The organism is Mycobacterium sp. IDUB_36 (genome assembly GCF_055419225.1).
The window spans coordinates 3661523-3673982 of the sequence record NZ_JBVAXH010000001.1 but is presented as its reverse complement, the minus strand read 5'-3'; the positions used below and the strand labels follow the sequence as shown (position 1 = coordinate 3673982).

General features: G+C 66.5%; 16 protein-coding genes. 6 read left to right on the top strand and 10 right to left on the bottom strand.

What is annotated here, in order from left to right; translation table 11 throughout:
• The first annotated feature begins 38 nt into the window (after positions 1 to 38).
• Positions 39 to 467 carry an HIT family protein gene (locus ACZYW1_RS18105; RefSeq protein WP_463787558.1) on the top strand — a complete coding sequence of 143 codons (429 nt, stop codon included), beginning with the start codon at positions 39 to 41 and terminating at the stop codon, positions 465 to 467.
• 10 nt (positions 468 to 477) lie between these two features.
• On the top strand, positions 478 to 918 hold the full coding sequence (locus ACZYW1_RS18100; protein ID WP_463787557.1) for a nitroreductase family deazaflavin-dependent oxidoreductase: 441 nt from the start codon (positions 478 to 480) through the stop codon (positions 916 to 918).
• A 6-nt stretch (positions 919 to 924) separates the two neighbouring features.
• Here the strand turns inward: ACZYW1_RS18100 and ACZYW1_RS18095 are convergent, their stop codons facing one another.
• Positions 925 to 1962, bottom strand: coding sequence for an LLM class flavin-dependent oxidoreductase (locus ACZYW1_RS18095; protein WP_463787556.1), 1038 nt, complete (start codon positions 1960 to 1962; stop codon positions 925 to 927).
• 45 nt (positions 1963 to 2007) lie between these two features.
• Entirely contained in the window at positions 2008 to 2844 is an 837-nt protein-coding gene (locus ACZYW1_RS18090) for a uracil-DNA glycosylase (RefSeq protein WP_463787555.1), read from the bottom strand.
• A gap of 49 nt (positions 2845 to 2893) precedes the next feature.
• Here ACZYW1_RS18090 and ACZYW1_RS18085 point away from each other — a divergent pair, with 49 nt between their 5' ends.
• Positions 2894 to 4261 (top strand): FAD-binding oxidoreductase, encoded by a 1368-nt coding sequence (locus ACZYW1_RS18085; protein ID WP_463787554.1) that lies wholly within the window; start codon positions 2894 to 2896, stop codon positions 4259 to 4261.
• On the opposite strand, the gene ACZYW1_RS18080 is transcribed toward ACZYW1_RS18085, so the two are convergent.
• The 3 genes from ACZYW1_RS18080 to ACZYW1_RS18070 are packed head-to-tail and all read right to left on the bottom strand — an operon-like array spanning position 4258 to position 6621.
• Positions 4258 to 4815, bottom strand: a complete 558-nt coding sequence (locus ACZYW1_RS18080) for a hypothetical protein (RefSeq protein ID WP_463787553.1) — start codon at positions 4813 to 4815, stop codon at positions 4258 to 4260. The genes ACZYW1_RS18085 and ACZYW1_RS18080 overlap by 4 nt on opposite strands.
• Positions 4816 to 4828: 13 nt before the next feature.
• The gene (locus ACZYW1_RS18075; protein WP_463787551.1) at positions 4829 to 6322 is read right to left on the bottom strand and encodes a hypothetical protein; all 1494 of its coding nucleotides are present in this window, start codon (positions 6320 to 6322) and stop codon (positions 4829 to 4831) included.
• Positions 6322 to 6621, bottom strand: a complete 300-nt coding sequence (locus ACZYW1_RS18070; RefSeq protein WP_463787550.1) for a hypothetical protein — start codon at positions 6619 to 6621, stop codon at positions 6322 to 6324. The genes ACZYW1_RS18075 and ACZYW1_RS18070 overlap by 1 nt, the downstream gene beginning before the upstream one ends.
• Positions 6622 to 6845: 224 nt before the next feature.
• On the opposite strand from ACZYW1_RS18070, the gene ACZYW1_RS18065 reads away from it, so the two are divergent.
• Positions 6846 to 7082 carry a hypothetical protein gene (locus ACZYW1_RS18065; RefSeq protein ID WP_463787549.1) on the top strand — a complete coding sequence of 79 codons (237 nt, stop codon included), beginning with the start codon at positions 6846 to 6848 and terminating at the stop codon, positions 7080 to 7082.
• A gap of 33 nt (positions 7083 to 7115) precedes the next feature.
• Here the strand turns inward: ACZYW1_RS18065 and ACZYW1_RS18060 are convergent, their stop codons facing one another.
• A complete protein-coding gene (locus tag ACZYW1_RS18060) occupies positions 7116 to 7877 on the bottom strand; it encodes a DUF1275 family protein (protein ID WP_463787548.1) in 762 nt (253 codons plus the stop codon).
• A gap of 238 nt (positions 7878 to 8115) precedes the next feature.
• Entirely contained in the window at positions 8116 to 8886 is a 771-nt protein-coding gene (locus tag ACZYW1_RS18055; protein ID WP_463787547.1) for an oxidoreductase, read from the bottom strand.
• Positions 8887 to 9077: 191 nt separating this feature from the next.
• On the opposite strand from ACZYW1_RS18055, the gene ACZYW1_RS18050 reads away from it, so the two are divergent.
• Positions 9078 to 9629: a TetR/AcrR family transcriptional regulator gene (locus ACZYW1_RS18050; RefSeq protein WP_463787546.1), complete on the top strand. Its 552-nt coding sequence runs from the start codon at positions 9078 to 9080 to the stop codon at positions 9627 to 9629.
• Between the two features lie 14 nt (positions 9630 to 9643).
• Here the strand turns inward: ACZYW1_RS18050 and ACZYW1_RS18045 are convergent, their stop codons facing one another.
• From ACZYW1_RS18045 to ACZYW1_RS18035, 3 genes are all read right to left on the bottom strand, one after another.
• A complete protein-coding gene (locus tag ACZYW1_RS18045; RefSeq protein ID WP_463787545.1) occupies positions 9644 to 10096 on the bottom strand; it encodes an STAS domain-containing protein in 453 nt (150 codons plus the stop codon).
• Positions 10097 to 10383: 287 nt separating this feature from the next.
• Positions 10384 to 10773 (bottom strand): nuclear transport factor 2 family protein, encoded by a 390-nt coding sequence (locus tag ACZYW1_RS18040; protein ID WP_463787544.1) that lies wholly within the window; start codon positions 10771 to 10773, stop codon positions 10384 to 10386.
• Between the two features lie 146 nt (positions 10774 to 10919).
• The gene (locus ACZYW1_RS18035) at positions 10920 to 11615 is read right to left on the bottom strand and encodes a hypothetical protein (RefSeq protein WP_463787543.1); all 696 of its coding nucleotides are present in this window, start codon (positions 11613 to 11615) and stop codon (positions 10920 to 10922) included.
• A 110-nt stretch (positions 11616 to 11725) separates the two neighbouring features.
• Between ACZYW1_RS18035 and ACZYW1_RS18030 the strand changes: the two genes are divergently transcribed.
• A complete protein-coding gene (locus ACZYW1_RS18030) occupies positions 11726 to 12349 on the top strand; it encodes a TetR/AcrR family transcriptional regulator (RefSeq protein WP_463787542.1) in 624 nt (207 codons plus the stop codon).
• Positions 12350 to 12460 lie beyond the last annotated feature (111 nt).

Here is a 12460-nt window from a genome sequence, read left to right as displayed (position 1 = left end):
CTCACTCGGCCACCCCGGCGGACCGCTACCGTGACGACATGTCCTGTGTGTTCTGTGCGATCGTCGCCGGCCAGGCCCCGGCCATCCGGATCTGCGAAGACGATCACTTTCTGGCCTTCCTCGACATCCGCCCGTTCACCCGCGGCCACACCCTGGTGGTGCCCAAACAGCACTCGGTGGACCTGACGGACACGCCCCCGGAGACGCTGGCCGGCATGGCGACCGTCGGGCAACGGATCGCCAAGGCGGTCCGCTCGACCGAGTTGGCCGACGCCACCAACATCGGGATCAACGACGGCCAGGCCGCCTTCCAGACGGTCTTCCACATCCATCTGCACGTGCTGCCGCGGCGCAACGGCGACAAACTGTCGGTCGCCAAGGGGCTCTTACTACGCCGCGACCCCGATCGCGAGTCGACCGGCCGGATCCTGCGGGACGCGCTGGCGCAGCTCGACGCCGCGGGCTGATACTGGTCGCATGGCCATTCCGTTCGAACAGACCTTGCTTCCGAACATCGTTCGAGTCCACGACATCGTCTACCAGAAGACCAATGGCTGGATCGGGCACCACCTGCTGCTGGTGCCCAGCCTGTTGCTGCACACCGTCGGCGCCAAGACCGGCAAACCGCGCACCGCGGCGCTGAGCTACGCCCGCGACGGCGACGACTACCTGGTCGTCGCGTCCAAGGGCGGCGATCCCAAAGCTCCGGGCTGGTATCACAATTTGAAAGCCAACCCGAGCGTCGAGATCAATGTCGGGCCAAAGCGTTTCCGTGTCACCGCACAACCGGTGCTGCCGGAGGACGCGGACTACAAACGGCTCTGGGAGATCGTCAACAAGAAGAACAGCAACCGCTACGAGGCGTATCAAGCCAAGACGACGCGACCCATTCCGGTCGTCCGGCTCAAGTCCGCCTAGTTCCGCTCAGAACAGCTCCTTGGCCAGCAGCTCCAGCGTCGTCTCGCGAGCGGGGGCAGTCGCTGGATCGGTGCCGCGATGCGCCGAGGCAACCGGGTGCACCATCACTTCATCGACGCCGAAACGTTGCGCCAGCGCGTTGATCTGTTCGGCGGCCTCGGCGGGAGACCCGACGACGGCTCGCTCCAGACCGCTGTCGACGATGTGCTGCTGCTGCGGCGTGAGTTGTGCGCCGCGGACATCTTCGACGAGTTCGACGGGGCCCAGCGGCTGACCGGTCCGCAACCGGGCCATCATGTGCAGGTTCGGCAGCATCAAAGCCATTGCCTCGTCCCGGGTTTCGGCGACCGCGGCGTTGACGGTCAGGAAGGTCACCGGCTCGGACGTCAGCTCGCTGGGGACGAACTGCGACCGGTAGAGCTCGAGTGCCTCCTCGGTGCCCTGACCGGAGAAGTGATGGGCGAATACGTAGGGCAAGCCCTTCGCGGCGGCCAGTTGCGCCGAATACATCGACGACCCGAGCAGCCACAGCCGCGGCTCGCCGGCCGCCGCCGGGGTGGCTTTGAGGATGTAGTCACCGTCGCGCAGCTGCACCGGCACGCCCGTGGCGCTCATCATCGCGCGCACGTGGTCGAGGTAATTCGGGAACTGGTCGATGTCGCGGTCGTCGCGGCCCGCGGCCCCGCGCAGCAGTACCGACGTCACCTGATCCGAGCCGGGCGCTCGGCCGATGCCGAGGTCGATGCGCCCCGGGGCGGCTGCCTCCAGCAGTGCGAACTGCTCGGCTACCGCCAGCGGCGCGTGGTTGGGCAGCATCACGCCGCCGGAGCCCAGCCGAACTTGGCTGGTCTGCGCCGCGAGATAGGCCAGCACCACCGGCGGGCTGGTGGCAGCGACCGACGGCATGTTGTGGTGTTCGGCGACCCAGTAGCGGGTGAAACCCAGGTGGTCGGCGGTCTGCGCCAGACGAACCGTGGCGGCCAGCGCGTCCGCGGTGGTCTGGTCGGTGCGGACGGGGATGAGATCGAGGACAGAAAGCCGCATGAGGGGGTCAACGCCTTCCGTCTGCCGTTCGTTCCCGCGCCGGAGTCAGCGCAGGCCCGCCTCCTTCTTCGCGGTGGCGAAGATGTCGTCGAGCATCGCAGGGGTCAGCTTGCCGGTGAAGGTGTTCTGCTGGCTGGGGTGGTAACAGCCCAACAAGACCACCTCGCCGTGGGCCGCCCGCAGGGTCGCGGTCGCGGCGTGACCGAACTTCGGCTGCGGCCGGGGCACCTGCCCACCGCCGGCGCGAACCATGTCCAGCGCAGACCGCCAGCCGAATCCGCCCAGCGCCACGATCACCCGGGTGTCGGCGCCGACCAGACGCCACTCGGCATCCAGCCACGGCGCGCAGGTCGAACGCTCGGCAGGGGTGGGGGCGTTGGCGGGCGGCGCGCATCTCACCGCGGCCACCACCCGAATGTCGTTGAGCTGCAAGCCGTCCGCGGCGTCGACGGCGATCGGCGAATTGGCCAGGCCGGCTCGATGCAGCGCCGCGTACAGGAAATCGCCGGACCGGTCACCGGTGAACACCCGGCCGGTCCGGTTGGCGCCGTTGGCCGCCGGGGCCAGGCCCATGACGATGATGCGCGGATTGGCGTCTCCCCAGCCCGGGACCGGCCGGCCCCAATACGGCTGGTCGGCGAACGACTTCCGCTTGGTCAGGGCGGACTCCTCGCGCCATTCGACCAGCCGCGGGCAGGCCCGGCACACCGAGATCTCAGCGTCGAGCCGCTCGAGCGAACCGGCGGCCCGGGCCAGCTCGACCACCTGCGCCGGGGTCGCCGCGGCCGCCGTGCGAGCGGTCGCAAGATCGCCCGGCCAACCGCTACCCGGCGGCACCGGCGAGCCGAACGACACACCGGTACGTGGGTGGGCGAAGTTCACCGCTCCACTGTGCACGAGCGTCGCGACGGGTGTCCGTAGGATCGCCCCCATGGCCGCAGATGCGCTGGCCGGCCTGATCGCCGAGCTGCCCGAGGGAATGGTCGTCACCGATCCCGCGATCACCGAGGGTTACCGGCAGGACCGTGCCCTAGACCCGACGGCGGGAAAACCCCTGGCTGTCGTGCGGACGCTGCGCACCGAAGAAGTGCAGACCGTGCTGCGCTGGGCCACCGCCCACCAGGTCCCGGTGGTGACCCGCGGGATGGGCACCGGCCTGTCCGGTGGCGCCACCGCGATCGACGGCGGCATCGTGCTGTCGACCGAGAAGATGCGCGACATCGTGGTCGACCCGGTCACCCGCACCGCGGTCTGTCAGCCCGGACTGCTCAATGCCGAGGTCAAGAAGACCGTCGCGGAGTACGGCCTGTGGTACCCGCCGGACCCGTCCTCGTGGGAGATCTGCAGTATCGGCGGCAACATCGCGACCAACGCCGGCGGATTGTGCTGCGTCAAGTACGGCGTGACCACCGACTACGTACTCGGTGTGCAGGTGGTGCTGGCCGACGGGACCGCCGTCCGACTCGGCGGCCCGCGCCTGAAAGACGTTGCCGGACTGAGCCTGACCAAGCTGTTCGTCGGCAGCGAGGGTGCGCTCGGTGTGATCACCGAGGTGACGCTGCGACTGGTGCCGGCCCAGCAGCCGTTGGCGACGGTGGTGGCCTATTTCGCGTCGGTCGAAGCCGCCGCGAACGCCGTACTCGGGGTCACGTCACGGTTGCGCCCGGCGATGCTGGAATTCATGGACGCGGCCAGCATCAACGCCGTCGAGGACAAACTGCGGATGGGCTTGGACCGCACCGCCGCCGCCATGCTGGTCGCCGCATCCGACGAACGCGGCAGCGCGGGCAGTGAAGACGCCGAACTCATGGCTGCGACTTTCGCCGAATACGGCGCGACAGAAGTGTTTTCGACCGACGACCCCGCCGAGAGCGAGGCGTTCATCGCCGCCCGACGGTTCGCCATCCCGGCTGTCGAGGACAAGGGACCGCTGCTTCTCGAGGACGTCGGCGTGCCGGTGCCCGCACTGGCCGATCTGGTCGGCGGGATCGCCCGCATCGCTGAGCAGCGTGACCTGTTGATCGCGGTGATCGCACACGCGGGCGACGGCAACACCCACCCGCTGATCGTCTACGACCCCGACGACGTCGCGATGACCGAGCGCGCCCAGTTGGCCTACGGCGAGATCATGGACCTCGCGCTGGATCTGGGCGGCACGATCACCGGCGAGCACGGCGTCGGCCGGCTCAAGCGACCATGGCTGGACGGCTACCTCGGCCCGGAGGCGATGGCGCTCAATCGCCGCATCAAGGACGCGCTCGACCCGCAGGGTCTGCTGAATCCCGGTGTCGGCGTCTAGAACGTCACGTTTCCCGACGGTTGGAGCGCGAAGCCGTGTTGTCCGAGGCTGCTGTCCAGGCAGGCGACCAAACCGTCGCCTCCGACTGCGCACGTGACATTTTGGTACGTCAGCTTCTGCCCGACGCCCAGCGGTGCGCCGGCGTTGAACGAACCGACGGGACAGCCGCTGAGCTGTCGTTCGACCCGAAAGCCCGCCGCGCCCATGGAATTGACGACGCCCGACGCGCACGATTCGGTGATCGACGGACCTGACGCGACGCCCGGAATGTCGCCCTCGCAATGGACGGCTTGGGACTTGCCGGCCGGTAACGGATCGACGGTGGCGGTGAACCCGCACTGGATGTTGTAGGGGGTCGAGAAGGCCACGAATCGTCCCGGGCCTTTGGGTCCAGTCGCGATGTAGTCGTCGACCGCAACCGGCGCGAAGCTGTCGAGGTCGGGGAACCCGGGCGGCAGGGCGGCCGCGCGCTGCCCGCAGCCCAGCAGGCTCAGCGCCGCGCCGACGACGGCGGCGGTCAACATACGCATCGGGCTCACTGCGGCGGTGTTCATCGCGTTCTCCTGGTCAAGGGTTGATGTCGAATGTCGAGGTGTAGGTGCGGGGATGGTAGGGCACCGGCGGGGCACCGGGTCCGGTCGGCCAGCCTTCCGGGGCCGGCCAGGTACTGGTCCGCAGCGTGACTTGTTCCTGCCCGTTGGGCAGGACGTCGATCTTGGTGACGGTCGGTCCGTACGGTACGCCTGCTTGCATGCCCGGGCCGCTGGGAATCGATGCGGGAGTGAGGGATTGAGGTGCGGCGCCGAGCAGACCGTCCGGGGTGGCGGCGGTCAGGCCGACCACCGGCTGCCCGTTGCTGGCGCTGGTGAGCAGATAACCGCCTTGGGGCAGACCCACGATCTGGTTTTCCCGGTCGCCGGCGCCGACGTTGGTGAAGGTGCCGGTCTGATGCATGTTGTTCATCCATGCGTTCGGCGCGTCACCGGGTTTGATCGGATCGGACTGCCACAACGCGCGCTGTCCGTCGGCCCCGATGTTGCCGACGATGACCATCCGGTTGGTCTTCGGGTCATAGACACCGCTGGCTTGCGAAATACCCACCCGTTGACCGGAATTGAGCATCGTTCCCTGCAGCGGCCCGAGATCGCGGGTCGGGTCGGCAAGGTCTTGCACGTGCGACTCCGGTGCGATGAAGGCACTCGGGTCGGTCCCCGGACCGTAGGGCTTGACGCTGTAGAACGCATACTGCCGGCCGTCGGGTCCGACCGCGGTGCCGGTGGGCAACGGTCGTTGACCGTCGGGAACCGGAAACGGGTTGTCGCCGTTCCACTGTGTCCCCGGGATGTGCAGCTGCGGGTGGCCGGTCTCGGGGTCGCCGGTGATCACGATGCCCGTCCCCGGAATCGTCACGCCCAGGTCGTAGGGCGAGCCGGTCTGGTTCTCTTGGGTCGGGTCGGTTCCCGGTCCGACGATGGTGGGATCGTGCTCGCCGGGATCGTCGCCCAGCCCGCCGGCGCCCGGACTTTCTTTGAAATCCAGCATCCCCCATCCAGCCGACATCGCCCGCAGCTCACCGTTGATGCGGTGTTCGTTGCCGACGAGCATCGTCACGCGGTGACCGATCAAACCGGCATGCGCCTCGGCCTGCTCGAGTCGCTCTTCGTATTCCTCTTCGGTTTCGGCCTCGTAGGTATCGCGGACCGTGTAGTCCTCGCCGACTTCGAAGCCGTCGCTCTCGGCGTCGTGAACCGCGTCCAGTGCGCTGCGGGTCCCGGCTTCCAGTTCACCCTGCCAACGTTGGGTCGAACCCGCCACGTCGTCCCAACTCCAGGTGAAGGGACGCACCCTCGACACGTCGGAACCGGCGGCCGCGATGGCCGCGTCGGCGGCTCTGCCTTCCCACTCGGCGCCACCGGGGTGCTGCACGTCCTTGGCGAACTGATCGACGGCGCCCTGCACCTTCGGTGAAATCTTGTGCAGGTAACCCCCCAACTGGCCGAAGTAGGAGTAGTCGGACGCCCGCAGCTGCGACAGCGTCGGAAATCCCGTTGTCGCGGCCATCAGCGCCCGACCCGACGTATGCGGTCGGCGCTGCGGGCTTCGTGGTTCGTGATCGCCGTACCGGCGGCGTTGAACCACGCCGCCCGCTTCTCGATGTGCGTCGCGACCGCCGATACGTCTTGGCCCACGCGCTCGGCCAGTACCCGCGCCGTCTTCGCGCTCGACTGCCACCCCGATACCGACATCGACGGCGGCGCGGCCTCCGCGGCCAGCTCTCCGCTGAGCTTCTCGCACGCCCGGGCGAGCTGATGCAGCCCATTAGCCAGCACCTTTACCCGAAAACCCGGCGTCTGCGCCATGGGCAAATTTTAAGCGAAACCGCACGAGTCCGATTACGCAAACTTCGGCGGGCGGCGGCGGGTGGGTCAGCGGTGCGGAAAGCACGCCGCGAACACGGCGGCGTCATCGAGCGCGAGGGTGACGGCGTGCACGCTGGAAGCGGCCGCACAGCAGCTGCCAGCAGTTTGGTAGGTGTCGCTGCTGGCGCGGGCCGCATCCCCCCCGCACACTGGCAAGCATGCGGATGGCCGACGCCGACAACCTGATCGCAATCGACTGCTTCAATGTCGCCCAGTCCGCCGGCGAACCCGTGACCAAGACGCTCGCACGGCGGGTCATCGACGAATTGCTCACGCATCCGAGCGAGTGCGACTGCGGGCACTGTGAAGCGGCGGCAATCGCGCGGATCGGCGACGTGTGCATCATCGCCGCAAGCTGGCAAAGAGTCGTCGCGGCGGTCCCGCGTCGAGCCGCACGCTGATCCCGCTGTTCAGTCGCCGGGCGCGACGCCGCACTAAGCCTGCACGGACTCCCGGCGCGTGCCGAGCCCAGCAACCGCGCGGCCCACGTCAACCCACATAGCGCTACCGGCGGCCACGGTGACACATAACAGGGCCGGAGCCACCAATGCGTAACCGCCCCACCGGGCTCCGGCCACCAGTCCGGCCGCGCCGCCTACCAAGAACAGCAGCAGCGTCAGTCCTAACGTCCAGGCTTTCCACGGATCGATCTTCTTGACGCGGCTGCGTCCGATCATCAGGCCCAGGTCGGTCACTGTTCCGGTGAAGTGGGTGGTGCGTACCGCCATTTCGCGGAAGCTCGATGTCAGTCCGTTCTGCAGGCCCAGCGCCGAGGCTGCGAAGAGAGCCTGAACCGCTTGGGTCTCAACACCTGTGCCGTCGAGGATGTCCCGGACGAACGTGTCCTCTACCGCGGCCGTGGCCAGGAGCAGCAGGACAGCCTCGCCCACCAGGACCGCCGCTGGTCGGATCCCCGCCATGATCGGCTCCGCGGGTAAGACCACACCGGCCGCCAGGGCGCCGAGAAAGAATCCGGTCAGCACCGCCAACAGCACGTGCCCTTCGTAGAGCCAGGGGTTGGCGGTCTTCATTCCGAGCTGGGTGGTGACCGCGGTGAGATTACCGACCGGCAGCGCGAAGATGAGCAACGCGACGGCGTTGACGAATCCCGCCGTCAGCGCCAACACTGTGCTCGCACCGAGCACGATCCCGCGGGCGGGCAGCCGTGGGCCGGTGTGGTCGTTAATCGGTTGCATGCGTGTCAGATTCACCTTCGGCGGGAGTAGCCCCGAGCCTAATGACCGCGCCGCTGGACGGCATGGTGGAAGTTGCCGTGCGCGGTCGGCCAGCGCCCCCTCCGCTGCACGTCCGGTAGGCACCGTCCCTGCTCAACCGGCTGATGAGGCACCGCCCGGCACGACATATGGATTTTCGATGAGTGCGCGAGGCCGGTTCGACTCCCGGGCTGGCCGGGCATCGTAAACAGGGTGTCTGTCAGACGGCGGTGAGGAGTCCACCGTCGATGCGGAACTGAGCGCCGGTGAGAAAGCTGGCGTTGGGTGAGATCAGGAATGCAACCAGTTCGGCGACGTCCTCCGGTGCCCCGGCCCGGCCTAAGGGGCCGAGTTCGTCGGCCAGGCCGGCTTGGAGTTGTGCGACGTCAATACCTTGCTGGTCGGCCATCTTCTGCAAGAACGCCGATGATCCAGGGGTGTCGATCATGCCCGGCACGACGCAGACGACACGCACGCCGGCGGGGCCGACTTCGGTGGCGAGCTGGCGACTGTAGACATTGAGTGCGGCTTTGGCGGCGGCGTAGGCGGCCTGGCCGGTTCGGGGTTGACGGCTCAGGACCGAGGAGACATGCACGACGACACCCGAGCCTTGCGCGATCATGCCAGGGACCAGCGCACGGTCCAGGCGTACGGCGCTCAGCAGGTTGAGGTCCAGGGTGTCGCGCCAGTTGTCGTCGGAGGTGGCCAGTGCCGTGGCCAGTGCCCCGGCTGCGCCGGCGACGTTGATCAGCACGTCGACGCCGCCGGCGGCGTCGGTAACCTGCTCCGCCAGCTGGGAGACTCCCTCGGCGGTGGACAGGTCGACGCGAAATGCCATCGCGGGCAGATCTTTTGGAGCACCATCGCGGGCTGCGACGAACACTGCGGCGCCTGCCAAGGCCAGTCGCCGGGTGATGGCCTCACCCATGCCTCGGGTTCCGCCGGTAACCAGAACCCGCTTCCCGGCGAACTGTGCGTCGTGGGTAGTCACTGCTTCTCCTCATAGTCAACAGATTGACGTCGTTGCGTCGCGGCTTTCGCCCTTCGAGATCAGCGTACATCATGATGAGACATTAATGTCTCATCATGAGCCAAATAGTTCTCGGCGCCTCGACGTCCGGCTGGACGCAACTATCAGCGTCGAGACAGGAATGTCTCACTATGAGACGTAGGATGAGAAACATGGCCCGCGAAGACGCAACCGAGCGCACCAAACGTGCGATCCTCGACGCCGCGGGACGGGTACTAGGCCGTAAAACCGACGCGGCGATGAGCGACATCGCCGAGGAGGCCCGCGTCGGACGAGCCACCCTGTACCGACACTTCCCTACCCGTGAGTCGCTCATCCGCGGGGTTCAGGATGTCGGCGTCACCGAACTGCTCAATGCCCTCGACGCAGCCGATCTCGCCACCCTCCCCGCTGACCGGGCCATCGCCCGCATCACTCACGTCTTCCTGCGCACCGGAGCCAAGTACGCCGCGGTGGTCAGCCGGAACGACGCACATTCCGAGCACCCGCCGCACGAACGCGCCATCGCGCCGGTGCGCGAGGCCATCGAACGCGGCATACGCAACGACGAGTTGCGGGCCGATTTGCCCGATGGAGCGCTCTTCGCCATGTATGACGCACTCGTCGGCCGCGCTTTGGTGCTCGCGGTGACCGGGCAACTGACACCTGAACAAGCCGCAGATGCGGCCGTCGAAGTCTTTATCAAAGGCGCCACACCCGCCTGACCCAGTCCCGAGCCCTACATTCGTGGACCCCATCGGCGGTGGACGCCCACCGGAGTCGTGGAGTTCCGGTGCGGCGGCGGGTGATGCCGAGGTGACGTTCGCGGACCAGTCGGCATGTACGCGAGGTGGGCGAAGTATGCCATCGCCGCGGGCATCGAGCGCGCGATGGGCAGAGCGCTTCTCTGTTGGCTGTATCGCAGCATCTGCTGGACTACGTCGCCGGCGACCAGGGCCCACGGGATTCCGGTTCGACGGCAGGCGTCTTGAGCGGCGAACAGCACGGAAATTCCCTGCACCGCAAAGAACGTCACGCCGCTGAGATCCAGCAGCAATGGGTTGCCCAGTAAAACGGAGCGGGTGACGAAGGCGGAGACGTCGTCGAGGTTGCTGATGTCGACTTCACCGCTGATGCTGACCACGGTCACGGTTCGACTACCCCGGGCCGAGACCGTGACTGCGTCATTCACGACCTGCTCCAACGAAGGTCGTTGTGACACAGTGATTTCGGACCTGTCACACAGTTCCGCATTGGTTCGGCGATCGGGGATCGGTAACAAGCAGTGATTGACATGTGCGGAAGCATTCGATGCCAGGAGAGCCAGGTCAGAAACTGGGCAGTGTCACAAGTTCCTCTGTGCCGCAACAGATTTCTCGACGGCGCCCCCAGGCCAGCTGCATTTTCAACTGAGCCAAGCAAACCCCCGACCGACCGGTTGTCAAACGCGGGTGCGAGGTCGGTGGGCGCTGGCATGGGTCAAGTCTTGATGGCGCCTTGCTCCTTCAGGAACGCGGCTGTGTCGTAGTAGGTGCGGAACGCGTCGATGGTGTCGCTGTGTGACTCGAGGACGCTGACACCGTCGTAGCTGATCGCGGTGCCGTTGCTCAGCGTGCCCTTCGACGTCCACTCCAAGAAGGCGATCTCGTCACTGTCGAACTGGTGTCGAAACGATGCGTCGATGACGCCGAACACGTCGCGGTACTGCTCCCAGAAAGTTTTCGCGCCGTCCTTCCCCTGTTCACCATGCGGCATCCCGGCTTTGTCGAGCGTCGCCTCGTCTCCGAAGAGGGCTACCAGGCCATCGACGTCGCGGTGTCGGTGCAAGTCGTCGAGGGCAGCAATGAACTGCTGCGTCATATCTTTCATACCGGTGTGGATACCCCGCATCACCGTGATCACACCCTCGGATGCGAATGCCTCAGAACCTAGGGCAGCGATCGCGAGAAGCTTTGCGTGTCAACTGGCTTGGTCTTCATCCCGAACCTGCGCCGGTTGTGTAGACGAATCCCGTCTCAGCTCTCTACCGTTGTCCCGGCCGTGAGCGCACTGGCGGTGTGACCAATCCACGCGAACAACAGGAGCGGAATTCCCCAGATGACAAGGAAACCCTGAAGAGACAGCGGACCGGTTGGGGCAATGAACGCGACGAGAAGCAAGGCGTGCGCGACCGCAGCGACGACCGCGATGTGTGCGGTAGATCTTCGCATCACGTGGTGGCGATAGACCGCTGTCGCGAAACAACCCAACGCAACGGCAGCAGGAATTCCGGACATCGCCAACATCGCGAACGCGAGATCGTAGAGAAGCGTTGACAGTTCGGGGCTGCGAGGCCGGTATATCTGGACGTCGAAAACTGTGAATCCGCCGAGGATCAACGTGACGAGACCAACGAAACCGACGCCGAATCCAGCTGCGAGCGGTGACCCGGTCGGCAGTCGGTTTCGAAGATGCGTCCATACCGCCGCGCCGAAGACCAGCCAGAGTCCGACGCCCAAGGTGTAGAGCAGTTGCGTGACGACCAAACGGTCACGGTGGGCCGAAGCCCAGAGCGCGATCTCGGCGCCGGATGTCTGGGTCGAGGGGAAGAACCAAATCGGATAGATCGGAATCGCGACGGCTGGGATGAGCACACCGAGGATTCCGGCCCACCGAGCGAGCAGGGCTGAGTTCCGTCCGTCCGTCGTGGTGATCGCGTATTCATTGCCCATCAGAGTCCCCTGGCCTGCATTCTTACCGGTGGATAGATATCTACTGTCGACCATTCTGCGTCACGGCGGAGAACTTATCAATGGTTAGATCGGGAGTAGACTGAGTCGCTGTGACCGGAGGACCCGCGAAGCGCTACCACCACGGGCAACTCGGTCGCGCAGGTATCGACGGTGCTGTCGAAGAAGTGGAAACCGTGGGGGTTGCCTCGGTGAGCATGCGTCGCATCGCGCGTCGTGCCGGGGTGTCGCATGCCGCGTTGGCCTACAAGTTCGGCGACAAGGCGGGCATTTTCACCGCGGTGGCCACCGAGGGATTTCGCCTCGCCGCCCAGATGATCGGTGCCGGCGCGCAGGGCCCCGACGGCTTTGTTCGAGGCGGCGAAAACTACGTTGCCTTCGCGCTCACGCACCGCGGCTACTTCGAGGTGATGTTCCGCCCCAACCTCTACCGCAGGGACGACCCGGATCTGGTTGCCGCCAAGGCTGCCGCCTTCGACGTGATGTACGGCAGCGCCAGGGCCAGCCTCGAGGCGCATCGCCCCGGAGCTGCCACCGACGAGGGCGTCGAAGGCCTGGTCTTGGCGGGATGGTCAGCGTCGCACGGCCTCGCGACGTTGGCACTGAACGCCAACCTGTCCGAACACCTCGCTGCCGATCAGGCCACACTCACTGCGCAGGTATTGCGCGGCATCGTCACCATGGGCGACTTGACCCGGCAGGCCGAGTCCGGGTAACAGCGCAATTCCGGTGGCAGAGCGAATTTCGTTGCGCGCCATCGGTTGTCATCTGGAGATCCTTCGACACCAGCACCCAGCGGGACGGTGACGGCAGCAGCGGCTGTTGAC